Source organism: Streptomyces sp. Qhu_M48, assembly GCF_051305195.1.
Classification (GTDB): domain Bacteria; phylum Actinomycetota; class Actinomycetes; order Streptomycetales; family Streptomycetaceae; genus Streptomyces.
Genome location: NZ_CP195432.1, coordinates 1638460 through 1661923, shown reverse-complemented (window position 1 = coordinate 1661923; position 23464 = coordinate 1638460). Strand labels below are relative to the sequence as shown.

At 73.4% G+C, this 23464-nt stretch carries 19 protein-coding genes; 12 read left to right on the top strand and 7 right to left on the bottom strand.

Going from position 1 to position 23464, the window contains the following annotated elements:
- Nucleotides 1–3 precede the first annotated feature (3 nt).
- Nucleotides 4–1428, top strand: a complete 1425-nt coding sequence (gene glnA / locus ACRRSS_RS07800; RefSeq protein WP_435970497.1) for a type I glutamate--ammonia ligase — start codon at nt 4–6, stop codon at nt 1426–1428.
- A 75-nt stretch (nt 1429–1503) separates the two neighbouring features.
- Here glnA and ACRRSS_RS07795 read toward each other — a convergent pair whose 3' ends face one another.
- Nucleotides 1504–1779, bottom strand: a complete 276-nt coding sequence (locus tag ACRRSS_RS07795; protein ID WP_435970496.1) for a hypothetical protein — start codon at nt 1777–1779, stop codon at nt 1504–1506.
- A 148-nt stretch (nt 1780–1927) separates the two neighbouring features.
- Here ACRRSS_RS07795 and ACRRSS_RS07790 point away from each other — a divergent pair, with 148 nt between their 5' ends.
- Together ACRRSS_RS07790 and ACRRSS_RS07785 are read left to right on the top strand one after the other, a co-directional pair.
- Nucleotides 1928–2287, top strand: a complete 360-nt coding sequence (locus ACRRSS_RS07790) for an ArsC/Spx/MgsR family protein (RefSeq protein WP_435970495.1) — start codon at nt 1928–1930, stop codon at nt 2285–2287.
- Between the two features lie 78 nt (nt 2288–2365).
- Nucleotides 2366–3772 carry a PLP-dependent aminotransferase family protein gene (locus ACRRSS_RS07785; protein ID WP_435970494.1) on the top strand — a complete coding sequence of 469 codons (1407 nt, stop codon included), beginning with the start codon at nt 2366–2368 and terminating at the stop codon, nt 3770–3772.
- A gap of 55 nt (nt 3773–3827) precedes the next feature.
- Here ACRRSS_RS07785 and ACRRSS_RS07780 read toward each other — a convergent pair whose 3' ends face one another.
- On the bottom strand, nt 3828–4739 hold the full coding sequence (locus tag ACRRSS_RS07780) for a Gfo/Idh/MocA family protein (RefSeq protein ID WP_435970493.1): 912 nt from the start codon (nt 4737–4739) through the stop codon (nt 3828–3830).
- A gap of 655 nt (nt 4740–5394) precedes the next feature.
- Between ACRRSS_RS07780 and glnII the strand changes: the two genes are divergently transcribed.
- Together glnII and ACRRSS_RS07770 are read left to right on the top strand one after the other, a co-directional pair.
- Nucleotides 5395–6426 (top strand): glutamine synthetase, encoded by a 1032-nt coding sequence (glnII, locus tag ACRRSS_RS07775; RefSeq protein WP_435970492.1) that lies wholly within the window; start codon nt 5395–5397, stop codon nt 6424–6426.
- A gap of 397 nt (nt 6427–6823) precedes the next feature.
- The gene (locus ACRRSS_RS07770) at nt 6824–7372 is read left to right on the top strand and encodes a winged helix-turn-helix domain-containing protein (protein ID WP_435970491.1); all 549 of its coding nucleotides are present in this window, start codon (nt 6824–6826) and stop codon (nt 7370–7372) included.
- Here the strand turns inward: ACRRSS_RS07770 and ACRRSS_RS07765 are convergent, their stop codons facing one another.
- Complete coding sequence (locus ACRRSS_RS07765; RefSeq protein WP_435970490.1) at nt 7373–8827, bottom strand: PepSY-associated TM helix domain-containing protein; 1455 nt, start codon at nt 8825–8827, stop codon at nt 7373–7375.
- Nucleotides 8828–8870: 43 nt separating this feature from the next.
- On the bottom strand, nt 8871–9623 hold the full coding sequence (locus ACRRSS_RS07760) for a hypothetical protein (RefSeq protein ID WP_435970489.1): 753 nt from the start codon (nt 9621–9623) through the stop codon (nt 8871–8873).
- A 153-nt stretch (nt 9624–9776) separates the two neighbouring features.
- Here ACRRSS_RS07760 and ACRRSS_RS07755 point away from each other — a divergent pair, with 153 nt between their 5' ends.
- The 5 genes from ACRRSS_RS07755 (at nt 9777) to ACRRSS_RS07735 (ending at nt 16272) form a co-directional block, all read left to right on the top strand.
- Nucleotides 9777–10811 (top strand): NAD-dependent epimerase/dehydratase family protein, encoded by a 1035-nt coding sequence (locus ACRRSS_RS07755; protein WP_435970488.1) that lies wholly within the window; start codon nt 9777–9779, stop codon nt 10809–10811.
- A 107-nt stretch (nt 10812–10918) separates the two neighbouring features.
- Nucleotides 10919–11716 carry a tyrosine-protein phosphatase gene (locus ACRRSS_RS07750; RefSeq protein ID WP_435970487.1) on the top strand — a complete coding sequence of 266 codons (798 nt, stop codon included), beginning with the start codon at nt 10919–10921 and terminating at the stop codon, nt 11714–11716.
- A gap of 75 nt (nt 11717–11791) precedes the next feature.
- Nucleotides 11792–14014 carry a hypothetical protein gene (locus ACRRSS_RS07745; protein ID WP_435970486.1) on the top strand — a complete coding sequence of 741 codons (2223 nt, stop codon included), beginning with the start codon at nt 11792–11794 and terminating at the stop codon, nt 14012–14014.
- Nucleotides 14015–14326: 312 nt separating this feature from the next.
- Complete coding sequence (locus ACRRSS_RS07740) at nt 14327–15211, top strand: metal-dependent hydrolase (protein WP_435970485.1); 885 nt, start codon at nt 14327–14329, stop codon at nt 15209–15211.
- Nucleotides 15211–16272: a PDR/VanB family oxidoreductase gene (locus tag ACRRSS_RS07735; RefSeq protein WP_435970484.1), complete on the top strand. Its 1062-nt coding sequence runs from the start codon at nt 15211–15213 to the stop codon at nt 16270–16272. The genes ACRRSS_RS07740 and ACRRSS_RS07735 overlap by 1 nt, the downstream gene beginning before the upstream one ends.
- Nucleotides 16273–16295: 23 nt before the next feature.
- Here the strand turns inward: ACRRSS_RS07735 and ACRRSS_RS07730 are convergent, their stop codons facing one another.
- Nucleotides 16296–16799, bottom strand: a complete 504-nt coding sequence (locus tag ACRRSS_RS07730; protein WP_435970483.1) for a hypothetical protein — start codon at nt 16797–16799, stop codon at nt 16296–16298.
- Between the two features lie 37 nt (nt 16800–16836).
- Here ACRRSS_RS07730 and ACRRSS_RS07725 point away from each other — a divergent pair, with 37 nt between their 5' ends.
- Nucleotides 16837–17592 carry a TetR/AcrR family transcriptional regulator gene (locus ACRRSS_RS07725; RefSeq protein ID WP_435970482.1) on the top strand — a complete coding sequence of 252 codons (756 nt, stop codon included), beginning with the start codon at nt 16837–16839 and terminating at the stop codon, nt 17590–17592.
- Here ACRRSS_RS07725 and ACRRSS_RS07720 read toward each other — a convergent pair.
- On the bottom strand, nt 17577–17909 hold the full coding sequence (locus tag ACRRSS_RS07720) for a 5-carboxymethyl-2-hydroxymuconate Delta-isomerase (protein WP_435970481.1): 333 nt from the start codon (nt 17907–17909) through the stop codon (nt 17577–17579). The two genes, ACRRSS_RS07725 and ACRRSS_RS07720, sit on opposite strands and share 16 nt — an antisense overlap.
- Before the next feature lie 45 nt (nt 17910–17954).
- Here ACRRSS_RS07720 and ACRRSS_RS07715 point away from each other — a divergent pair, with 45 nt between their 5' ends.
- Nucleotides 17955–18152, top strand: a complete 198-nt coding sequence (locus ACRRSS_RS07715) for a hypothetical protein (protein WP_435970480.1) — start codon at nt 17955–17957, stop codon at nt 18150–18152.
- Here the strand turns inward: ACRRSS_RS07715 and pulA are convergent.
- Nucleotides 18139–23445, bottom strand: a complete 5307-nt coding sequence (gene pulA, locus ACRRSS_RS07710; protein ID WP_435970479.1) for a pullulanase-type alpha-1,6-glucosidase — start codon at nt 23443–23445, stop codon at nt 18139–18141. The two genes, ACRRSS_RS07715 and pulA, sit on opposite strands and share 14 nt — an antisense overlap.
- Between the last annotated feature and the right edge of the window lie 19 nt (nt 23446–23464).

Here is a 23464-nt window from a genome sequence, read left to right as displayed (position 1 = left end):
TGGATGTCCGAGAAGCACGGGTTCCAGAACGCCGACGAGGTCCAGAAGTTCATCAAGGACAACGACGTCAAGATGGTCGACGTCCGCTTCTGCGACCTTCCGGGCGTGATGCAGCACTTCACGATCCCGGCGACGGCCTTCGACCCCTCGGAGGAGCTCGCCTTCGACGGCTCGTCGATCCGCGGCTTCCAGGCGATCCACGAGTCCGACATGGCGCTCCGCGCCGACCTGTCGACGGCCCGCGTGGACCCCTTCCGCCGCGACAAGACGCTGAACATCAACTTCTTCATCCACGACCCGATCACGGGCGAGCAGTACAGCCGTGACCCGCGCAACATCGCGAAGAAGGCCGAGGCGTACCTCGCCTCCACCGGCATCGCCGACACCGCCTACTTCGGCCCCGAGGCGGAGTTCTACGTCTTCGACTCGGTGCGCTTCGAGACCTCGGCGAACCAGGGCTTCTACCACATCGACTCCGAGGCCGGCGCCTGGAACACCGGTGCGGAGGAGAACAACCGCGGCTACAAGGTCCGCTACAAGGGCGGCTACTTCCCGGCCCCGCCGGTCGACCACTTCGCCGACCTGCGCTCGGAGATCTCCCTGGAGCTGGAGAACGTCGGCCTGCAGGTCGAGCGCCAGCACCACGAGGTCGGCACCGCCGGCCAGGCCGAGATCAACTACAAGTTCAACACGCTGCTCGCCGCGGCCGACGACCTGATGCTCTTCAAGTACATCGTGAAGAACGTCGCCTGGCGCAACGGCAAGACCGCGACCTTCATGCCGAAGCCGATCTTCGGCGACAACGGCTCGGGCATGCACGTCCACCAGTCGCTCTGGGCCAACGGCGACCCGCTGTTCTACGACGAGACGGGCTACGCGGGCCTCTCGGACACCGCCCGCTACTACATCGGCGGCATCCTCAAGCACGCCCCGTCGCTGCTCGCCTTCACCAACCCGACGGTGAACTCGTACCACCGCCTGGTCCCGGGCTTCGAGGCCCCGGTCAACATGGTGTACTCGCAGCGCAACCGCTCCGCCGCCATGCGCATCCCGATCACGGGCTCGAACCCGAAGGCCAAGCGCGTCGAGTTCCGCGCGCCGGACCCGTCCTCGAACCCGTACCTCGCCTTCTCGGCGCTGCTCCTCGCGGGCCTCGACGGCATCAAGAACAAGATCGAGCCCATGGAGCCGATCGACAAGGACCTGTACGAGCTGGCTCCCGAGGAGCACGCCAACGTCCCGCAGGTCCCGACCAACCTGGAGGCCGTCCTCTCCGCCCTGGAGAGCGACAACGAGTACCTCCAGGCCGGTGGTGTCTTCACCTCCGACCTGATCGAGACGTGGATCGACTACAAGCGCACGCACGAGATCGCCCCGATCCAGCTGCGCCCGCACCCGCACGAGTTCGAGCTCTACTTCGACCTCTAAGCCGGAGCCTCAGCAGTGAGGGCCGCCGCCCCCGGAAGTCCGGGGGCGGCGGCCCTCGCCGTTCCGTGGCCCCGGTCAGCGGCCGTGGCGGATGAAGGTGCGGACCATACGGCAGGTGGTGTCCGAGGGCGGGTGGATGCCGATGTGCTGGGCCGTGGCGCGTATGGACGCGTTCGTGGCCTTCGACGGGACGTAGACGCCCGCGTCGAGGAGGGCGATCGCGAGGCGCATGGCCTTCAGGCGCCGGTTGTGCGTCACGTACCACTCGCGGGGGCGGCCCGCGGGGAGCGCCTTCCTCTGGAGCGGCTTCCACGGTTCGAGGGACGGTGTCCGGATCACGGCGAGAGCCATGGGCTACCTCCTGGCGAACGACGGGGTGCGGGCCCTCCCCGGGACCCTCACCTTCACCCCTTATTTTAGTGGCCCCCACTGACAATCGCCCCTGGCCAGAAGGGGTTTGGGGGGTGGTGGAGAGAGGCCTGGGGGGTACCGTGGGGGCATGGAGATCTGGATCAATCCCGCCTGTTCCAAGTGCCGCAGCGCCCTCACCCTTCTCGACGCCGAGGGCGCCTCGTACACCGTGCGGCGCTACCTGGAGGACGTGCCGTCACCGGAGGAGATCCGGCAGGTGCTCGACCGGCTCGGGCTCGAACCGTGGGACATCACGCGGACGCGGGAGGCCGCCGCCAAGGAGCTCGGCGTGAGGGAGTGGCCCCGCGACGCCGAGAACCGCGACCGGTGGATCGACGCGCTCGCCACCCACCCCGAGCTCATCCAGCGGCCGATCATCACCGCCGAGGACGGCACGGCCGTCGTCGCCCGGTCCGACGAGGCCGTCCGGGACGCGCTGTCCCGCTGACGGGTGGACGGTACGGCGGGTGCGGCGGTACGGCGGGTGGGGCGGGTGCGGCGGACTGATGGGCGGCGGTGACGGGTGGTGACCCCTTCGGACGGCGACGGGCTCGGGGTCGATCTCCATCTGGAGGTCGGTGCCGGCGGCGGGCGGCGGGCCGCGCTCATCGCGGCGCTGCGCGAGGCCGTGCGCGGCGGGCGGCTGGCCCCCGGGACCCGGCTGCCGCCCTACCGCTCGCTCGCCGCCGACCTCGGGATCGCCCGGAACACCGTCGCCGACGCGTACGCCGAACTCGTCGCCGAAGGCTGGCTGACCTCCCGCCAGGGCTCCGGCACCCGCGTCGCCGAACGGGTCGCCGCGCCCGCCCCCGGGCCCGTACGGCCGACCGCGCCGCCCCCGCTCCCGTACGACCTCGTCCAGGGCAAGCCCGACCCCGGCGCCTTCCCCCGCGCGGCCTGGCTGGCCTCGGCGCGGCGGGCGCTGACCGACGCCCCGCACGAGGCCTTCGGGATCGGCGACCCGCACGGCCGGATCGAACTGCGCCGGGCCCTCGTCGAGTACCTCGCCCGGGTACGGGGCGTCCGCACCACCCCCGACCGGATTGTGATCTGCTCGGGCGCCGCGCACGCGCTGCGGCTGCTCGCGCGCGTGCCCGGCGCGGCGGGCCCCTGGGCGGTGGAGGCCTACGGGCTGCCCTTCCACCGGGGGCTGTTCGCCGAGGCCGGGGTCTCCACGCTGCCGGTGCCCGTCGACGAGAACGGGATACGGGTCGCGGAACTCCCCCGGCACGCGGGCGCCGTGCTCCTCACCCCCGCCCACCAGTTCCCCACCGGCGGACCGCTGCACCCCGAGCGCCGGGCCGGCGTCCTGGAGTGGGCGCGGGCCTCCGGCGCGCTCGTCGTGGAGGACGACTACGACGGGGAGTTCCGCTACGACCGGCGGCCCGTCGGCGCCGTCCAGGGCCTCGACCCCGAGCGGACCGTCCTCCTCGGCTCCGTCAGCAAGAGCCTCTCCCCCGCGCTGCGGATCGGCTGGATGTGCCTGCCGTCGGCCCTCGTGGACGGGGTGGTCGCGGCGAAGGGCCTGCGCGAGCCGTACGCCTCCGCGACCGAGCAGCTCACCCTCGCCGACTTCCTCGTCTCCGGCGCCTACGACCGGCACGTCCGGCGGATGCGCCAGCGGCACCGGGGGCGGCGCGACCGCCTGGTGACGGCGCTCGCGGAGCGGGTGCCGGAGGTGCGGGTCACGGGCATCGCCGCCGGGCTGCACGCCGTGGTCGAACTGCCGCCGGGCACCGAGCGGGCGGCGCTCGCGGCGGCGGCCCGGCACGGGGTCGCCGTGGAGGGCCTGGCCTCCTACCGCCACCCCGAGGCCCGGGGCCCCGCCCGCCCCGACGGCCTCGTCGTCGGCTACGCCACCCCGCCGGAACGGCTGTACGAGACCGCGATCCAGGCGCTGTGCGGCGCGCTGACCGCGTCCCTGCCGGCCTGACCGGTGGGTTCCGGGCGGTCGGGCCCGGTGGGCCCCGGCGGTCCGCCCGGGGCGGTCAGGCCCGGGCCGTCTCCGCCGCCGTCTCCGCCGCCGTCAGGATCTCGGTGAGGCGGAGGCCGAAGCGGGCGTCGCAGGCGTCGGGTTCGCCGGTGCGGGCCGCTCCGACGAGGGCGTCCACGGCCGCGCCGAACGCCCCCACCGCCCCGTCCCAGCGGGGCAGTTCGACCCTGCCCCCGGTGCCGTACAGGGTGAGGGCCGCCTCCGCCGCCTCGGGCGGGGCGCTGAGGGTGAGCGTGGCGGTGCTGCTCGCGCCCGACGCGTGGCGCAGCACCAGGTGGTGGGTGTCGGCCGGACCCCGCGCGGCGGTGATCGCGGTGACGTCGCCGAGGACCGGCAGGAAGACGGAGAGGACGTGCGGGCCGACGTCCCACAGGCCGCCCTTCTCCTCGCGCCAGGGGGAGGCCGCGTACTCGCTGCTCGAACCGCTTCCGTAGAGCGAGCCCAGCCAGTGCGCCTCGCCCAGGAACCAGCCGCCCGTCGCGACCTGTTCCTCTATCCAGCGGGCCGTCGGCTCCGCGAAGCGAAGGGTGCAGAAGACCACCGAGGCGACCCCGGCGGCCTCGACCGCCTCGGCCACCTCGCGCGCCCCCGCGACCGTCGTGGCGACCGGCTTGTCGAGGAGGACGTGGCAGCCGGCCCGCGCGGCCCGCACCGCCAGCGGGGCCTGGACGTCCGGCGGGAGCGCGAACGCGACGGCGTCGCTGGCCGCGAAGAGGGCGTCCACGTCGTCGTACGCGCGCGTGCCGGAGGCCGCGGCGAGCGTGGCCGCCGCCTCGGGGCGCCTGCCCCAGACCCCGCTGAACTCGATCCCGGGGTGCCCGGCGAGCGCGGGCGCGTGCGTGCGACCGGCCCAGGGGCCGGTGCCGAGGAGTCCGATACGGGGCGTGCCGCCCAGGTGCTTGGCCATGCCCCCAGTCTGCCGGGTGGCCCTGACATCCGTCCGACCCGGGCCCGGGCCCTTTTCGCTCCCGGGCGCGGACACCGGCGTCCGGAACCTGCGCTCTTCGCGATGATGTGGCTGACGTGGGCGGCGTGCCGCGCTTCCTTGCGGCTGCGCAGCTTGAGCCGGCGCTTGGCGGACTTGGTGCCGTTGCCCCGGAGCTTTCCGACAACGTGACCGGGGGCACCGGCAAGCGGCCCAGCACTGCGCGCACCCGCGTGCCGGGGCGACCGGCGCCTCGATTCCGCCCAGCCCCGCGGGTCCTGGGTTCCTCGGCGGTGACGCTGAACCCCGTATACGACGCGGGGCGCTTCGACGTACGCCGCACCCGGAGGACTACCGGATCCCGCATCCGGCGCTGGTGGAGGACGTGTACGGGGAGCTGGTCCAGCGGATGTACCGGGCGGGTCCGGGGCGCCGGGCTCGACGCGCTCCTCGACGCCCACGGGGTCGCACAGCGGCTGCGGGAAACACAGGAAGGCTGAGTAACACGGGGTTCACATTCGGGCAACCGACGGGAAATCCCGTGTTGCGAAGCTGCGACCGGACACAGAACACCGCAGCTTCTCGCAGCGCCGCGAGCCGCCGCGACCCCGCAGCAGCACGCCAAAGGATGAGGCCCGTGACCTTCAAGGCTGAGTACATCTGGATCGACGGCACCGAGCCGACCGCGAAGCTTCGCTCGAAGACGAAGATCATCGCGGGTGGGGCCCTCGCCCTGGAGGAGCTGCCGATCTGGGGCTTCGACGGTTCCAGCACGAACCAGGCGAAGGGCCACGCCTCGGACCGCGTCCTCAAGCCGGTCTTCGTCTGCCCCGACCCGATCCGCGGCGGCGACGACATCCTGGTGCTGTGCGAGGTCCTCAACACGGACATGACGCCGCACGAGTCCAACACGCGTGCCGCGCTGGCCGAGGTCTCCGCGAAGTACGCCGCTCAGGAGCCGATCTTCGGCATCGAGCAGGAGTACACCTTCTTCAAGGGCTCGCGCCCGCTCGGCTTCCCCGAGGCCGGCTTCCCTGCCGCGCAGGGCGGCTACTACTGCGGTGTCGGCGCGGACGAGATCTTCGGCCGTGACGTCGTCGAGGCGCACCTGGAGAACTGCCTGAAGGCCGGTCTCGGCATCTCCGGCATCAACGCCGAGGTCATGCCCGGCCAGTGGGAGTTCCAGGTCGGTCCGCTGGCCCCCCTGGAGGTCTCCGACCAGCTGTGGATCGCCCGCTGGCTGCTGTACCGCACGGCCGAGGACTTCGACATCTCGGCGACGCTGGACCCGAAGCCGGTGAAGGGCGACTGGAACGGCGCGGGCGCGCACACCAACTTCTCGACGAAGGCGATGCGCGAGGGCTACGACGCGATCATCACCGCCGCCGAGTCCCTCGGCGAGGGCTCGAAGCCGCTCGACCACGTCAAGAACTACGGCGCCGGCATCGACGACCGTCTGACGGGCCTGCACGAGACCGCCCCGTGGGACCAGTACTCCTACGGCGTCTCGGACCGCGGCGCCTCGGTCCGCATCCCGTGGCAGGTCGAGCAGGACCAGAAGGGCTACATCGAGGACCGTCGCCCGAACGCGAACGTGGACCCGTACGTGGTGACCCGCCTCCTGGTGGACACCTGCTGCGAGGCCCTTGAGAAGGTCGGCCAGGTCTGATCCGCGGAGATCCGCGCAGCTCCACCGAGCTCCACGACGAGAGGCGTCCACCGGCCACGGTGGGCGCCTCTTCGGTCGTCCGGCGGGGGCCGGTCTCCCGGCATGTGGGAAGGCCGACACGGGGTTTGGCCGGTGAAGGGGTCGTCGGGGGCATTCCCTTCTGGTTCAATAGGGATATGGCCTTCACACAGAACGACACCGCGACGGGTCGTCACGACCTCGAGCCGTTCTGGCCTTCCCGGCAGCATCACGACTTCGACCGGGTGTGTTGCCGCGCGAGGAACGCGTCGGCCCTCTAAAGCCCCGATCGGTACGGTCCGATCCACGGCCTTCGGCCGACGCGCACGACGTACGACTCCTGTCCGTTCGTTTCTCCGCGCGAAAGAGCTGACCTCTCATGGCCCACACCCAGAGTGCCTCCCTCACGGCCGTCCGTCCCGGCCGTCACCGACTGCGCGCCGTCGATCCCAACGAGGTCGTCGACTTCGCCCAGGTCGCTGACTTCCTGCCGCCCGGCGCCACCCTGCTGCCCGCTCCCCCGCACACGCTGCCGACCCTGCCGGGGCGGCCGCCGATGGTCGGGTACCTCGTCCTCGTGCCGGCCGACCAGCAGCCGCGCCTGCCCGTCGCCGCGCCCGCGCCCGTCGCCGCCGCGGTGGACGAGCAGGGGCCCGTGACCATCGACAACGTCCAGCGCGTGGCCGTCGTGGACGGGCAGGCGCTGGACCTCACCTACCTGGAGTTCGAGCTGCTCGCCCACCTGGTGGCGCACCCCCACCGGGTGCACACCCGCGACCAGTTGGTCACCACGGTGTGGGGGTACGGACACGTCGGCGACGGTCGCACGGTCGACGTCCACGTCGCCCGGCTGCGTCGCAAGCTGGGCGCCGAGCACCGCCACACGATCCAGACCGTGCGGCGGGTCGGCTACAAGTACACGCCCTGATCAGCTGGTCCGTGACCTCGCCCGCAGCCTGGACACCAGGGCCAGGGCGAGGTCCACGGCCAGGAACAGCAGCAGGCTCAGGCCGAGCAGCGGTACGAACCACCCCACCAGGGCCGTGACCGCGGCCAGCGGCAGCAGCATCGTCACCGGGATCCGCCGCCACGCCCCGCGGGCCGCCGGGCGGCCCGGGCGCCGCAGCCACCACATGCGGTAGCCCCAGACGATCAGCAGGATCAGCGCGAGGGCCAGGGCGGCGAGCAGCAGCTGGTTGAACAGCCCGAGGAAGACGCCCATGTGCGCGTCGATGCCTATCCGGGTGAGCTTCGCGAGCACCGGGTGGTCGGCGAAGGCGAGCCGGTCGAGGACCGCGCCGTCGGCCGGGTTCAGGGCGACCGAGTCCAGCTCCAGCGGGAACTGCGTGTCGGTCTCCTTGACCACGTACCCCTTGCCCTCGGCGGGCAGGACCACCGAGACGCTCGGGCTGTCGATGCCCGCCGCGCGGGCCGCGTCGAGCGCCTTGTCGAGGCCGATGTCCGGGCCCTGGGCGGTGGATCCGCCGGTGTGGGCGCCGCCGTGGCCCTCGTGCTCCGAGGAGCCGCCGGCCGCCGCGCCGCCGATGGTCGCGGTGAGGGTGGGGGTGGCGCCGCCGAGACCGTCCTGGACGACGCCGATGTTCTCGCCCGCGTACCGCGACCAGGTCAGGCCCGTCGCGGAGAGCAGCACGAGGCCGGCGACGGCCCACAGGCCGACGGTGCCGTGCCAGGAGAGGGTGCGGCGCCGGGAGGCGGGGCCGCCCTCCGGTACGAAGAGGGCGCGGCGGTTCCTCCGGCGCCGGCCGAGCCAGAGCGCGAGACCGCCGAGCGCGATGACCCACAGCCAGCTCGCGGCCAGCTCGCTGTAGTTGCGGCCGAACTCACCGAGGTGAAGGTCGCGGTGCAGGCCGTCGATCCAGGTGCGCAGCGGGAGGGCGCCCGAGCTGCCGTAGCTGGGCAGCTGTCCGCGTACGTCTCCGGTGTACGGGTCCACGAAGACGGCGAGCGAGGTGCCCTCGGGGACGTCCGGGTCGGCCATCAGGACCCGGGTGGTCGCGCCGGGCTCGGCGCCGGGCCAGACGGCGGTGACGGTGCCGTTCGGGTTGACCTCGCGGGCGACGCGCACCTGCTGGGAGAGCGGCAGGGCCGTCTCGCCGACGGGGGCCTCCAGCTCGTGCGCGTACACGATCTTCTCGGCCTGGTAGGAGAGCGCGTAGAGGAGGCCGCTCGCGGCGGCCACCAGGAGGAACGGGGCGACGAGGACGCCCGCGTAGAAGTGGAGGCGGAGGACGAGGGGGCGCAGGGCGCTCCATGTCGTGGGCCTGGCCGGGGCGGAACCGGCGGGCGTGGTGTCGGGGGCCTCGGTGGTTTCCGACGGTGGCGCCTCGGAGGTGTCCGGGCGTGCGGGATCGTCGATGGTCATGACTGTCCTAGGACTCGGTGCAGACAGGGGGAGGACCCCCGGGTCAGGCGTGTGCTCCGAGGGTCGTGGCGCGGGGTACGGACAGCCGGGGCGGCCCGCGCCGGGACAGGGTGTGCGCGAGGACGACGGTGTGCGGCCGGTGGGCGCCGCGGTGGGTCCGGCGGACCGGGCCGCGCGGGGCGTCGGGGACGTGGACGCGTGCGCACAGCAGGCGCAGGGGGGTGAAGGCGTACGCGAGGGCGGCTCGGGCGAGCGTGTAGAACGCGGCTTCGCCGTGGGCGAGCCAGAGGCCGCAGAGGAGCGCGGCGAGGAGGTGGGCGGCGAGCATGCCGGCGCCCAGGTCCATGACCAGGCCGGCGGCCGTGCCCGTCTCTTGGCCCGCGCTCATGTCCATGCCCGCGCCCGTGCTCATGGCGGGGTCGGCGGCCGGCGGGTCGGTGACGGCGGCCATGTGGTGGGCCGGGTGGATTCCGGTCGCACCGGTCATGCCGGTCGCGCCGTGCGGGGACGTCGCCGTGGGGTGGCCCGTGTCCCCGGCGTGGGCGCCGGCCATCGAGAAGATCAGGTGCAGCCCGCCCTGGAGGGCGAAGAGCGCGCCCGCGATCGTCGGCGCGCCCCGGCGCCGGCCGGCGGCGGCCCAGGCGGCGGCCGCGGTCACGACGAAGGCGCCGAGCAGTGCCGGCACCGGAAGCCGGTGCGCGGACATGGACGAATGCCCCACGGCGGCCAAGGTCACGCACACCACCGCGAACAGGGCGGCACGCAAGGCGCGCAGGGGCGACCGGGCATTCGTCATCGCCCGTCATCGTGCCATCCCGCTCCGCGGCGCACGAGGGCGCTCCCCGCTCCCGTGACGTCGCCGTCGCTCCGGTGACGTTCCTCCCGTGGCGGAATCCTCCCGGAGCGGAACGCCCTGGCTCGACGCCGTGCGGCCGGACAGGATCGGATCATGAGGCTACTGATGCTGGGTGGTACGGAGTTCGTGGGTCGCGCGGTCGTCGAGGCCGCGCTCGACAGGGGCTGGGAGGTGACCGTCTTCCACCGGGGCCGGCACGCCCCGCCGAAGGGAGTCACGTCGCTGCTCGGCGACCGCACCACCGGCCCCGAGGGCCTCGCCGCCCTCGCCACGGGTTCCTGGGACGCCGTCGTGGACACCTGGTCGGCCGCTCCCTCCGCGGTACGGGACGCGGCCCGGCTGCTCGCCGACCGGGTCGGGCGGTACGCGTACGTGTCGAGCCGGTCCGTGTACGCGTGGCCGCCGGCCGCCGGACTCGACGAGGACGGGCCGCTGGTGGAGGGGTCGCCGGACGACGGGGACGTGCCCTACGCGGAGGCCAAGCGGGGCGGTGAGCTCGCCGCCACGGCCGCCTTCGGCGCGGACCGGACGCTGCTCGTGCGCGCGGGCCTGATCATCGGCCCGTACGAGAACGTGGGCCGGCTCCCCTGGTGGCTCGGCCGGATCGCGCGCGGCGGCCCGGTCCTCGCCCCGGGGCCGCGCACGCTCCCCCTCCAGTACATCGACGCCCGCGACCTCGCCGAGTGGACGCTCGACGCGGTGGCCGCCGGGCTGTCGGGGCCGTACAACCTCGTCTCGCCGCCCGGGCACACGACGACGGAGGAGCTGCTCGACGCGTGTGTGCGGGTCACCGGCGCGGACGCCGAGCTCCGCTGGACGGAGCCGGAGGCGTTGCTCGCGGCCGGGGTGGAGCCCTGGTCGGAGCTGCCCGTGTGGCTGCCGCCGGGCGAGATGTACGACGCGATGCACACCGCCGACGTCTCCCGGGCGGTCGCGGCCGGGCTGCGCTGCCGGCCGGCGGAGGAGACGGTCGCCGACACCTGGTCATGGCTGGAGTCGCTCGGCGGGACCGCGCCGCAGCGGCCGGACCGGCCGGCGGTCGGCCTCGCGCCGGAGCGGGAGGCCGAGGTGTGGGCGACCCTCGCCGAGGGCGGGACGAAAGGCGTGAACCAGCCTGAATCCGTATAGGTATCTCGGAATGACGTGAAGGTGAGTGAAAGCATCTGAAGCTGCCTGGAAGCGGGTGATCCCTTACGGTCGGACACGAACGCGTACGAACCGGAGGAGCCGACGCCATGCCAGCCATCCCCGCCACCTCCGTCGCCAACCTCCGTGACCTCGGCGGCCTGCCGCTCGGTGCCGGGCGTTCCGTCCGGCCCGGCCTGGTCCTGCGCTCCGCGCGGCTCGACCGGCTCGACGCGGCCGAACCCGCCGTGGCCGGGCTCGGCATCCGTACGGTCGTCGACCTGAGGACGGAGGGCGAGCGGGGAGACCGGCCCGACCGGCTGCCCGAGGGCGCGCGGCTGCTCGTCGCGGACGTGCTCGCCGACCACCTGGCCATCAGCGGGCTGCCGCCCGCCGCCCGCCTCAAGGAGCTCCTGACCGACCCGGCGCTCGCCGAGGAACACCTGGGGGCGGGCCAGGCCCGGGCGGCCTTCGCCCGGACCTACCGCACCTTCGTCTCCGGCGACTCCGCCCGCGCCTCCTACGGCGCGCTCCTCACCGAGTTGGGCACTCCGGGTGCCGGGCCGCTGCTCTTCCACTGCACGGCGGGCAAGGACCGCACCGGGTGGGCGGCGACGGTCGTCCTGTCGCTGCTCGGCGCGGACAAGGAGACGGTGCGGGACGAGTACCTGTCCGTCAACACGGCGGTGCGGCAGGCGTTCGCGCCGATGATCGAGGGGTTCACTGCCCAGGGCGGCAACCCTGACCTGGCACTCGACCTGATCGGGGTCCTGCCGGAGTACCTGGAGGCGGGGCTCGACGAGGTGGCGGTCAAGCACGGTTCGATGGAGAAGTACGTACGGGAGGGGCTCGGCGTCCCGGACGAGGTCACGGCGACGATCCGGGAGCGGCTCACCCTCGGCGGGTGATCAGGGCACAGGCCTCGGTCGGCGGAGCCGCTCCGGCCGGGGTGACCATCGGAAGAATCGCTCGTTCTGCTGAACGTGAGCACCAAGGATCTCGTTCCCTCACCCGTGGGCCCGGTCGACGTCGAGCAGGCCGAGGCCGCGCTCGTCGAGCGCTATCCGCGTCTCGTCCGCATCGCCTACCTCGTGCTGCCGCCGTCGCTCGGCCGCAACCGCCGGGTGCTGACCGCGCACGCGCTCGTCCAGCGCTCGCTGCCGCGCCGCCGGGTCCCGGGCCCCGCCGTGCCGGAGCCCCGGCTCGCCGAGGACGCGGTCGACCCCGGGTACGCGTACGTCCGGGGCGAGGTGCTGCGGCAGGCCCTGATCGCCGGTCTGCCGCTGCGGCGGCTCGCGCTGCCGCGCCGGGCGCAGTTCCCGCCGCTGCTCCCGCACGTGTGGGGGCTGCGGCTGTTCCCCCGGGTGGGCGGCGCCGACGAACTCGCCCTGGACCAGCGGCTGTCCCGGCTCTCCGGCCCCGGTCGGGCGGCTTACGTGCTCCGCGGCCTGGAGCGCCAGGGCGACCCGGAGGTCCTGCGGGTGCTGGCGGCGGCGGGGGTGGCGGACCCGGCGTCGGCCCTCGCGGAGGCGGACGCGCTGGACACGGCGGAGGCCGCCTCGGCTGCCGGGTCCGGACATCCCGCCGCCCCTGCCGGATCCACCCCCGGCACGACGAGGGTCGGTGAACAGGGTGGCCCCTGGAGGACCGGGGGCGCCGCCCCCGAGAACGAAGACCGGGCCGAGCGGGTCGGCGAGCAGGGCGGCCCGGGCCGGGGCGGGGGCAGGTCCGGCGCCGGTGCCGGTGCCGTGGGCCGGGGCGAACAGGCGGACACCGGAGTCACCGACCGGGCCGACGGCCCCGGCGGCCGCACCGCGCCCCGGGGCCCGGCCCCCGCCGTCCGTCCCGGCCGCCTCGGCGGTGTCGCCCTGCTGGAGTCCGACGAGTTCGATCCCTGCGCGTTGCAGGCGCGGCCCACCGATCTGATGCGGCGGAGGCAGCACGTCCGGGCCGCGGTCGTCGCCGTGGCCGCCCTCCTCGTCTGCGGGGCGCTGCTCGGGCTGCCGGGGGACGGCTGGGGCAGAAACGGTGCCGCGGCGCCCTCGTACGCCCGTAACCCGGCCGCCGAGGCCGCCCTCGACCCCGGTGCCCTCAAGCGGGTCCCCGCGGCCGCCTGGCCCGGTTCGACGCGGCGGGACTTCTCCGTGTGGCCGACGCGGGGCGGTCTGAGCGGGGATCGCGCGCTGCTGCGCCGGGCGCTCGCCGTGTGGGCCAGGCCCGGTGCCGCCGTGCTCTCCTCCGCGACGCCCGGGACGCCGGCGGGGCCGCCGATGGGGCCGCCCCAGCTGCTCTTCGCGGGCGTGGTGGACGGGGCCCGGGTGGTGCTCCTGCACGACGGGCTGCGGGCCGTGCGGTACGCGGAGCCGCTGGAGGGCACGGCGGGCGCGGCACTCGACCTCGCGCGGACCGACGGGGCCGACCCGATCGGTTCGGCGGCGCTCGTGGTCTCCCGCGCGGCGGGCAACGTCCGTTATCTGACGGCCCCCTGGGTGGAGGTGACGGCGGTGCGGGACCTCCTCGCGCCCGCGAAGGACGCCCGGCCGCTGGTGCGGGACGCGGACGGGGTGACCGATCCGGTGCCGAGCCCCGCCCAGGCGAAGGGCTGCACACGCTGGAACACCCTTCAGGTGCGGGACGGTTCGGGGCTGCGGCTCCTCGCCGACCTGGGCGAGCTGGCCCCGGCCCGGCTCCTGTGGGGCCCGCCGGCGGCGCCGGCGGACGCGACGGGCCCGGAGGCGCGGGAGGCGTGGGCCAGGACGGCCTGCCAGCTGACGGCGGTGCGGGCGCACGGGGTGCGGTCGGTGAACGCCTGGCGTTTCGCCCGGCAGACGTTGCCGGAGGGCGCGGGACGGGGCACCTGGCTGTGTACGCGCGCGGAGACCTGGCGGGGCACGGGCAGCAGGGTCCTCGCCCAGTTCCTGGTCCCGTCACCCACCGTGCCGGCCGCGCTCGCGGCCCGCTCCGAGGGGTCGCCCGCGTGCGGCGTGCGGGACCCCAGGGTCCTGGCGGGCGTGCTGTGGCAGGGGCCGAGCGGTGGCTGGTACGTCCTGGCCGCGGGCAGTCCCGACTTCACCGCCCTGGAGACCTCGGGCGGGGTGAAGGGCCGGTCCGACGGTCCGGTCCTCGCGGTGAAGGCGGCGGCCGGGGCCCGCGCGGACCTGGACGGCACCCTGCGGGACGGGAGGCGCGTGAGCGCCCTGAGGTGATCGTCAAGACCCGGGCCCGGAGCGGGCCCCGGAGCGGACACGAGAACGGACCCGAGAACGGACCCGGGCCCGCTCGGGGGCCGGCCCGATGCCGGGCCACCCCCACGCCCGTTCCGAGCGGGTCGCGCTCCGACCGCCGGGCCGGCCCACGCCCACCTCACACCGGCCCCACTCCCACCCAACCCCCGGCTCACCCCCGTCCCGTCCGTGTCCCACTCCCGCCCCACGCCGGCCCCCGTACCCTGCCCTGAGCGGTCAGAAAGACCGTGCACAGATCTGTCGCCGTCGCCTACCCCTCAGTACATTGACGGCATGTCTAATACGCAGCCTGCACCGGTGGCGTCGGAGCACGTCGAACTCAAGGCCCGCAAGGTCTCCTTCGACTGGGAGGAGACCCCGCTCCACTGGGTGCCCGGCGATCCCTTCACCACGCACACCATCAACGTGCTGCACCTGCTGCTCCCGGCCGGCGAACGCTGGTTCGTGCACGTCTACAAGCAGGCGCTGCCGCTCATCACCGACGACCGGCTGCGCGCGGACGTCATCGGTTTCATCGGCCAGGAGGCCATCCACTCCCAGGCGCACGACGACGTGCTGCCCCACCTCCGGGAGCAGGGCCTCGACCCCACCCCGTACACCGCGCAGGTCGACTGGTTCTTCGAGAAGCTCCTCGGGGACCGGACCCTGCCGCCGGGCCGGCCGCGCCGCTGGTGGCTGATGGAGCGGGTCGCGATGATCGCCGCGATCGAGCACTACACCGCCTTCCTCGGCAACTGGGTGCTCAACGCCGAGGCGCTCGACCGGGTCGGCGCCGACCCGACGATGCTGGACCTGCTGCGCTGGCACGGCGCCGAGGAGGTCGAGCACCGCTCGGTCGCCTTCGAGCTCTTCATGCACCTCGACGGCGGCTACCGGCGCCGCGCCCGCACCTGGGCGCTCGCCTTCTCCACGCTCGTCTTCCTCTGGCAGCGGGGCGTGCGCTTCTTCATGGAGAACGACCCGAGCATCCTCGACGGCAAGGCCTCCCTCGGCCAGTTCGTCCGCAGGGGCCGGCAGGGCCTGCTGCCCTCCACCCCGGACATGCTGCGCTCCATACCCCGCTACCTCAGCCGCGCCTACCACCCCTCCCAGGAGGGGGACACCGCGCAGGCGATGGCCTACCTGGCCTCCTCCCCCGGCGCCAACGGAGGGCACTGATGCCCCGGTTCACCACCGTCGCCCTCGCCGCGGGGGCGGCGCTGCTCGTCCGCCGCGCCGTCCGCAGCCGCATGGCCACGGCCCCGCTGTGGCCGATGCCCGCCCTCGACGAGCCCGTCTCCGGCTACGGCCGGGGCAGCACCGTCCCCCGCAGGGTCCGCGTCACCGGGCGTGCCACGCCCGCCGAGGGCGTGGTCGAACTGCGCCTGGAGGGAAGCGGACTGCCCAGCTGGCAGCCGGGCGCCCATGTCGACCTCGTGCTGCCCTCCGGACTCGTCCGGCAGTACTCGCTCTGCGGTGATCCGGCCGACACCTCGGGGTACACGGTGGCGACCCGGCTCATCGAGCAGGAGCAGGGCGGCCGGGGCGGTTCACGCGAGGTCCACGATCGGCTCCAGGAGGGCGTGGAGATCGCGATCCGGGGCCCGCGCAACCGCTTCCCGCTGGTCGACTCCCCCGCGTACGTCTTCGTCGCCGGGGGCATCGGCATCACCCCGGTCCTGCCGATGCTGCGGGCCGCCGAGGCCGCCGGAGCGGAGTGGCGGCTCGTGTACTGCGGCCGGAGCCGGGCCACGATGCCCTACCTGGCGGAGATCGAGACGCTGGGCGGCGAGCGTACGACGGTCGTCGCCGAGGACGAGTCGGGCCGGCCCGACCTGGGCTTCCTCGCGCGGATCCCCGCCGAGACCCTGGTGTACTGCTGCGGTCCGGACGGGCTGATGGACGCGGTGGCCGCGGCGATGCCGGAGGGCCGGACCCCGCGTCTGGAACGCTTCTCGGCGGCGGCGACGACCGGCGGCACCGCCTTCGAGGTCGAACTGCGCCGTTCCGGTCGTACGGTGAGGGTGGCGGCCGACCAGTCGGTCCTGGCGGCGGTCGGCGAGGAGCTCCCGGGCCTCACGTACTCCTGTCGGCAGGGCTTCTGCGGAACCTGCCAACAGCGGGTCCTGGAGGGCGAGATCGACCACCGCGACGAGCTGCTCACCGACGCCGAGCGGGACGACTCGATGCTCATCTGCGTCTCGCGCTGCGCGGGAAAGCGGCTCGTCCTCGATCTCTGAGGGCAGGGGTCAGGGGTCAGGGGTCAGGGCAGGACCAGCCAGTCGAGGGCCAGCGCGGTGAGGAGGCCTCCCACCAGGAGCCAGGTGCCGAGCCGCGTACGGCCGTTGCGGGAGAGCTCGATCACGATCCCGCAGAGGATCATGGCGAGGCCGTACACGCCGACGACGAGGACGGACGTCCGGCTGGCGAGGCGGATCACCAGGACCACGGCCATCGCCACGAGGAGCACGGAGGCGGCGGCGACGCGCAGTCGGCGCGCCTGCTTGGGCGTGAGCCCGCCCGCGGCGCCGTCGTCGGCGTCGTCGTCCTCGGTGTCGTCCTCGGTGTCGTCCTCTTCGGCGCCGTCGCTCACGCCGTCGTCCCCGTCAGCCGCGTCGTCCTCGTCAGCCGTGTCCTCGTCCGCGTCGGGCACGCCCGGCCCGTCGAGTCCGTCGGGCCCGTGGTCTTCGCGTACCTCGTCGGTCTCGGGGGCCTCGGGGGCCTCCGGGGCCTTGGTGGCCGGGGTGTCCTGGTCGGAAGCGCTCATGGGGCAGGAGCGTAACGGACCCCGTTAGGCTGTTCGTATGACGACCGGGGTACGCCGCAGGATGGGCGTCGAGGAGCGCAAGCAGCAGCTGATCGGGGTGGCCCTCGAACTCTTCAGCCACCGCTCTCCCGACGAGGTCTCCATCGACGAGATCGCCGCGGCCGCGGGGATCTCGCGGCCGCTGGTCTACCACTACTTCCCCGGCAAGCAGAGCCTCTACGAGGCGGCGCTGCGGCGGGCGGCCGACGAGCTGGCCGCCAGGTTCGTGGAGCCGCCGCAGGGCCCCCTGGGGGCGCGGCTGATGCGGGTGATGGGCCGGTTCTTCGACTTCGTGGACGACCACGGGCCGGGGTTCGCGGCGCTGATGCGGGGCGGGCCCGCGGTGGGCTCCTCCACGACGAACGCGATGATCGACGAGGTGCGGCACGCCGCGTACGTGCAGATCCTCGCCCACCTGGGGGTCGAGAAGCCGTCCGCGCGGCTGGAGTTGGTCGTCCGTTCGTGGGTCTCGCTGGCCGAGTCGACGGCGCTGATCTGGCTGGACGGGCGCCGGGTGCCGCGTGCGGAGCTGGAGTTGCAGCTCGTGCACGACTTCGCCGCGCTCGCCGCGGTGAGCGCCGCCTACGATCCGGAGATGGCGGAGATCCTGGTGGGCATCCTCGCGGACGAGCCGGCCGACGGCCCCTTCGGGGACCTGGTGGCCCGGCTGGTCGTGCTGGTGCCCGCGGCCCCGCCGGAGGCGGCGGCGCCCGACGCGGCGGCGGCCTCCGTGCCCGATCAGCGCTTGCGGTAGGACGATTCGAGGTCGCGGACCTCGACCGAGAGGCGGACGGCCCCGGTCGCGTCGACGTAGGCGGGCAGCAGGTCGAGGACCGCCTCGGAGAGGCGTGCCTTGACCTCGTCCGTGCGGCCGGAGAGCAGGGCGATCTCGACGTGCACGACGACGTCCTCGGTGGCGCCGTCCCCGACGACCGCCTCGCCGACCTCACGGAAGCGGGTCTTGCAGGCGTCGAGCGTCGTGCCGACGCTCTCGACGACGAGGGGGTGCAGGGCGAGCGCGAAGCCCCGCCGGTCGAGGGGCGCGGAGTGGTCGACGGTGATCTGCGGCATGGGGCTCACTCCCGGTGGGACGGAATGTCTGGCCACACCTTTACGGTGATCGCCCTGACGGCACAAGTGACCTTCCGACGGGCGGACGACCGCGATCCGGACCTGTTGGCGGGAATGTACGACGGGGCCGCGGGGTACCGCGCCGTCGGCGAGGAGCCGGGAAGGCTCGCCGCCGACGGCACGCGCTACGGGGTCACGCTGATGGAACGGGTGCTCAAGGAGCGGCCGGTCATCCGGCCTTGAAGACCGCCACCGTCCGCGCCGGGACCGTGAAGGCGCCCGAACCGGCCTCGTAGGAGGCGGACTTCACGACGGTGTCGGCGCCGTTCGCCTGCACCGGGTGGAGGCGGTAGCCCTTCCCGGCCAGGTCGGCGACCTTCTGCGTGGTGCTGCCGGGGCTCGCGTTGAGGACGACGACCAGGTCGCCGAGGCGCATGGTGATCACGCCCGGGGTCTCCTCGCGGCCGGAGAGCGGGAAGGACAGGGCGTCCTGGACCTGCCCGGTGGTGGCCAGGGAGAACGCCGGCTCGGTGGTACGGATCGTCTGCAGGTCGCGGTAGGCGGCGGAGGCGCCGTCGATCTGCGCGCAGCCGACCGTCAGGGCCGGATTCACGAGCAGCGGCTTGCCGTAGGACCACTTGGCCTTGTTGTCGGCGGCCGGCGGGAGGCCGATGCCGAAGCCGTTGCCGTCGCGGCAGTCCCAGCGGATCGCGTTGAACCAGTCGCCGCTGTCGTACGAGTTGCGGTCGAGGGACTTGGACCGCAGCAGGTCCGAGCCCGCCTGGGAGAGCGCCGGGCCCTGCGAGAGGGTCGCGGTCGCCATGGCGAGGACCTGCGTGCGCGCGCGGTCGGCCGGGCCGGTGCCCGCCGGGAGTTTGAAGGCGAGCGCGTCGTACAGGGTCTCGTTGTCGTGGGCGTCGGCGTAGGCGAGGGCCTCGCCGGGGGCGGCGGCGTATCCGGCGGCGGCTCCGTTGTAGTCGACCTGGCTGCCCTTGACCGTACGGCCGGAGGTGTCGGTGAAGGTGTAGTCGGCGAGGTTGCCGGTCAGGCCGACCTTGATGAGGTCCTGGTAGTGGAGGAGCCGGGCCTTCTGCTGCTCGGGGGTGCCGTTGGCGGTGGAGGTGTTGGGGTCGGTGAAGAGTCCGGAGGCGAAGCCCTGGACGCCGGGGTCCTCGTCGAAGGGGCCGCCGCCGCGGACGGCGTCGCGGGCCCGGTCGGAGAAGGTGGCGATGCCGGTTCCGGCCATGTTCTTCTGGGTGGCCTGGACGAAGCGGGCGTCGTCGGCGATCTCGCCGAAGTTCCAGCCCTCGCCGTAGAGGATGATCGCCTTGCCGTCGACGCCGTCCTTGGCGACGGTCAGCTCGTCGAGGGCCTCGCGCACGGCCAGGATGTTGGCCTTGGGGTGGTGGCCCATGAGGTCGAAGCGGAAGCCGTCGACCTTGTACTCCCTGGCCCAGGTGACGATCGAGTCGACGACGAGCTTGCCCATCATCGCGTTCTCGGGCGCGGTGTTGGCGCAGCAGGTCGAGGTGGCGACGGTGCCGTCGGCCTGGAGGCGCTGGTAGTAGCCGGGGACGATCCGGTCGAGGACGGACTTGTCGGACTGTCCGGCGGCGACGGTGTGGTTGTAGACGACGTCCATGACGGTGCGCAGGCCGTCGCCGTTGAGGGCCTTGACCATCTGCCGGAACTCGACCGTGCGGCGGGTGCCTTCGGGGTCGGTGGCGTAGGAGCCCTCGGGGACGGTGTAGTGCAGGGGGTCGTAGCCCCAGTTGTAGGCGTCCTTGGCCGCGGCGGCGGCGACGCAGGCCTGCTGCTCCTCGGAGTCGGGGGCGTGGACCTTGAGGTCGCAGGCGGGGGCGGTCTGTCCGGACTTCTTCTCGGGGATGGTGCCGATGTCGAAGGCCGGGAGGAGGTGGACGTAGGAGGTGCCGGAGGCGGCGAGCGCCTTGAGGTGCTTGGAGCCCTTGCTGTCCCGGTCGGTGAAGGCGAGGTAGGTGCCCCGGTGGTCCTTCTTCGCCGTGGGGTCCGCGATCGAGAAGTCGCGGATGTGGAGTTCCTGGATCTGGGCGTCCCGCAGCGGTACGGCGGCGGGCTTCCTCAGGGACTTCCAGCCCTGGGGTGCGAGCCGGGGGTCGGTGAGGTCGACGGCGAGGCTACGGGTGGAGTCGGTGGTGAGGGCGGTGGAGTAGGGGTCGGTGACCTTGTTGGTGACGATCTTCTGGACGGTGGGGGCCCAGACCTTCACGGCGTACCGGTAGGGCTTGCCGGTCCAGGACTTCGGGCCGGTGACGGACCAGACACCGGAGCTGTCGTCGCGGCGCATGGGCACGGTCCGGCCGTCGAGTTCGAGGGCGACGGTCTGTGCGGTGGGGGCCCAGACGGAGAGGGTGGTGCGGCCGTTCCGGAAGACCGGGCCGAGGGCGGCGCCGGTGGCCTTCGTCGCGTACAGGTCGTCGAGGACCCCGGCGGTCTGGACACCGGTGGCGGCGAGCAGGGCGCCGTTGGCGGCGCGCTGGGTGGCGATGAGCTGGCCGCGCAGGGAGTCGCGGACGCGGTCGGTGTCGCGGGGGTCGACGGTGAAGGCCGGGTACTCCGTGAGGTGGGGGTACTTCGTCTTCTGCGCGTCGGTGAGGGCGGTCTGGTTCAGCCGGAGCCACTGGCCCTCGGTGTTCAGGGCGCCGTCGGTGACGGTGATGCCGCCGTTCCCGGCGTAGACGAGCTGCTGGCTGGTGGCCTCGGTGGCCTTGACCTTCCAGACGACGGTGTTCCGGTCGATCCACTGGGCCTCGGCCTTGCCGAGGTCGAGGTTCGGCGCGCCGCCGACGGTGGGGAGCAGGTACTTCGGCTGACCGGAGAGCAGCCAGACCTCGTGGCCGTAGGTGGCGAGGTCGAGGGACTGGTCGGTGGGCAGGTCCTTCTCGTCGCCCTTGTGCAGGATGTAGGAGAGGGAGCTCGCTCCGTCGGTGAGCGGGACCTCGTAGACGGCGCCGTACGCGTCGGTCCTGACCGGCGTCAGCGGCTTGGACCAGTCGGTGGGCTGGGCGGCGCCGGTCCAGGTGTGGAGGCCCCAGCCGTCGTAGTTCCCGTCGGCGCGCTGGTAGTGGAGGACGGCCTTGGTCCGGTCCGGGGTGCCGGGGGCGGGGGCGGTCTCGGACTGGCCGTCCTGGCCCTGCGTGATCCAGACCTCGCCGGTGCGGCCGAGGGCGATGCCGCGCTGCGGGCCGTCGGCGGTGCCGTTCTTCTCGACGGTGTAGGTGACGGTGGACGCGCCTTCGGGGACCTTGACCCAGGCGAAGGCGCCGTGGGCGTCGCGGCCGGTGAACGCGGCTTCCTGGCCGGCGCCCTTGAGGGTCCAGCCGTCGTAGTTCCCGTCCTCGCGCCGGTAGTGGACGACGGCGTGGGTGCGCTCGACGGCGACGGGCTTCTCGGCCGCGGGGGCCTGGCCCGCGGTGGTGGCGGCGGTGGCGCTCGCGGTGCGGCCGGCGCTGTCGACGACGACGGCCTTGTAGCGCAGGGCGGTGCCGGCGGGGGCGGTGACGTGCTGGGTGACCTTGTAGGGGGCGTGGTCGGCGGTGCCGAGGGTCTGCCAGCGGCCGTTGCCGGTCTGGGCGGCGAAGACGACGCGGTTGAGTCCGTCGCCGCTCACGTCGGCGGTGAGTTCGACGGTGCCGGTGGCTCCGGCGGCCGGCGCCCTGAGGCTGACGGCGGGCTTGGCGGCGGGGGCCGGGAGGGCCTTGTCGGCCTTGAGGACCAGGGAGGAGAGGGCCGGGACGGTGACGGTGACCTTGCCGTGCGCGGCGGTGACGGCGCCCTGGCCGCCGTACAGGGTGCGGAAGTCCGTCGCGTCGACGGGGACGGCGACGGTCTTGGCGGTGGTGGCGCTGTTGGTGGCGACGAGGTACTCGGTCCGCGCCGTGCTGTCCGTACGGGAGAAGGCGTAGACGGAGCCCTCGGCGTACCGTTCCCGCTGGACGCCGTCGCGGAGGGCCGGGTGCTCGCGGGTCAGCTTCGACAGGGCGGCGACGGACCGGTACACCGGGTGCGTGGGGTCGTACGCGTCGGTGGCGTGGGTGCGGTCGGTGCCGAGCTGGTCGTCGTCGAGGTAGTCGGCGGTCTTCGAGGCGAAGAGGGTCTGGCGGGAGTCCTTGTCGCCGCCGGGGCCGGTGAAGCCCTGCTCGTCGCCGTAGTAGATCACCGGGTTGCCCCGGGAGAGGAACATCAGCTCGTTGGCGAGCGTGGCCCGGCGGACGAGTTCGGTGTCGGAGGCGTTCGGGTTGTCCTGCTTGAGGAAGGTCCCGACGCGGCCCATGTCGTGGTTGCCGAGGAAGGTCACCTGCTCGTAGGCGTTGGCCTTGTCGGTGGTGTACCGGTAGTCCTCGGCGAAGACCCTGGCGAGACGGTCGGCTCCGCCGCCCTGGGAGGCGAAGGCGCGGGCGGCGTCCTGGAAGGGGAAGTCGAGGGTGGCGTCGAGCCGGCCCCGGGTGACGTACGGGGAGGTGACGGTGGTGTCGGCGGAGTAGACCTCGCCGAACATGAAGAAGTCCTCGCGGCCCCGCTTCTTCGCGTAGGCGTCGAGTGCGGTGGCCCACTCGGTCCAGAAGTCGAGGTCGACGTGCTTGACCGTGTCGATGCGGAAGCCGTCGATCTCGAAGTCGCGGACCCACTTCTCGTAGATCTTCTTCATGCCCTCGACGACCTCGGGGCGCTCGGTCCACAGGTCGTCGAGGCCGACGAAGTCGCCGTACTCGGCGGACTCGCCGACCCAGGTGGAGTCGCCCCGGTTGTGGTACATCGTCGGGTCGTTGAGCCAGGCCGGGACCTTGGCGTCGGTCTTGTCCAGGCCGGCCTTCTCGACGGGGGTGTACGGGAAGGAGCCTGCGTCGACCTTGCCGATCCCGTTCCGGTCGTCGAAGGGCCGGCCGTCCTTGTCGAGGTACGGGTGGGAGCCCTTGGGGCGGTAGCCGTACTTCTGCTCGGCGTAGTCGACGGTGTCGGCGGTGTGGTTGGTGATGACGTCGAAGAAGACCTTCATGCCCTTGCGGTGGGCGGCGTCGATCAGCCGCTCCAGGTCCGCGTTGGTGCCGAAGTGCGGGTCGACCTGGGTGAAGTCGGTGATCCAGTAGCCGTGGTAGCCGGCGGAGGCGTCCTTGCCGGTGCCCTGGACGGGCCGGTTCTTGAAGATCGGCGCCATCCAGATGGCGGTGGTGCCGAGACCCTTGATGTAGTCGAGGCGCTGGGTCAGGCCCTTGAGGTCGCCGCCCTGGTAGAAGCCCTTGTCGGTGGGGTCGAAGCCGGTCTGGGTACGACTGCCGGTGAGACCGCCCCGGTCGTTGGAGGTGTCGCCGTTGGCGAACCGGTCGGGCAGGACGAAGTAGAACTGCTCGCGGGTGAGGTCCTGGCGGGCGGGCTCCGCGGCGAGCTGCCGGTCGGAGGGCGGGGCCGGGGGCCGGGGCGTGGCGGCCGCGGGGACGGCGGGCACGAGGGCGGCGCACAGGGCGGCGGCCAGTGCGACCGCCGTTCTCTTGCGTGTCACGGGGGTGCTCCCTGGAGGT

Bases quoted from the DNA above. Each gene is read 5' to 3' on its own strand.
- ACRRSS_RS07790 (WP_435970495.1), top strand. From the start codon at position 1,928: ATGGAGATCTGGATCAATCCCGCCTGTTCCAAGTGCCGCAGCGCCCTC.
- ACRRSS_RS07750 (WP_435970487.1), top strand. From the start codon at position 10,919: ATGCCAGCCATCCCCGCCACCTCCGTCGCCAACCTCCGTGACCTCGGC.
- ACRRSS_RS07735 (WP_435970484.1), top strand. From the start codon at position 15,211: ATGCCCCGGTTCACCACCGTCGCCCTCGCCGCGGGGGCGGCGCTGCTC.
- ACRRSS_RS07730 (WP_435970483.1), bottom strand. From the start codon at position 16,799: ATGAGCGCTTCCGACCAGGACACCCCGGCCACCAAGGCCCCGGAGGCC.
- ACRRSS_RS07755 (WP_435970488.1), top strand. From the start codon at position 9,777: ATGAGGCTACTGATGCTGGGTGGTACGGAGTTCGTGGGTCGCGCGGTC.
- glnA (WP_435970497.1), top strand. From the start codon at position 4: ATGTCCGAGAAGCACGGGTTCCAGAACGCCGACGAGGTCCAGAAGTTC.
- ACRRSS_RS07795 (WP_435970496.1), bottom strand. From the start codon at position 1,779: ATGGCTCTCGCCGTGATCCGGACACCGTCCCTCGAACCGTGGAAGCCG.
- ACRRSS_RS07770 (WP_435970491.1), top strand. From the start codon at position 6,824: ATGGCCCACACCCAGAGTGCCTCCCTCACGGCCGTCCGTCCCGGCCGT.
- ACRRSS_RS07760 (WP_435970489.1), bottom strand. From the start codon at position 9,623: ATGACGAATGCCCGGTCGCCCCTGCGCGCCTTGCGTGCCGCCCTGTTC.
- ACRRSS_RS07740 (WP_435970485.1), top strand. From the start codon at position 14,327: ATGTCTAATACGCAGCCTGCACCGGTGGCGTCGGAGCACGTCGAACTC.
- ACRRSS_RS07780 (WP_435970493.1), bottom strand. From the start codon at position 4,739: ATGGCCAAGCACCTGGGCGGCACGCCCCGTATCGGACTCCTCGGCACC.
- ACRRSS_RS07720 (WP_435970481.1), bottom strand. From the start codon at position 17,909: ATGCCGCAGATCACCGTCGACCACTCCGCGCCCCTCGACCGGCGGGGC.
- ACRRSS_RS07725 (WP_435970482.1), top strand. From the start codon at position 16,837: ATGACGACCGGGGTACGCCGCAGGATGGGCGTCGAGGAGCGCAAGCAG.
- ACRRSS_RS07765 (WP_435970490.1), bottom strand. From the start codon at position 8,827: ATGACCATCGACGATCCCGCACGCCCGGACACCTCCGAGGCGCCACCG.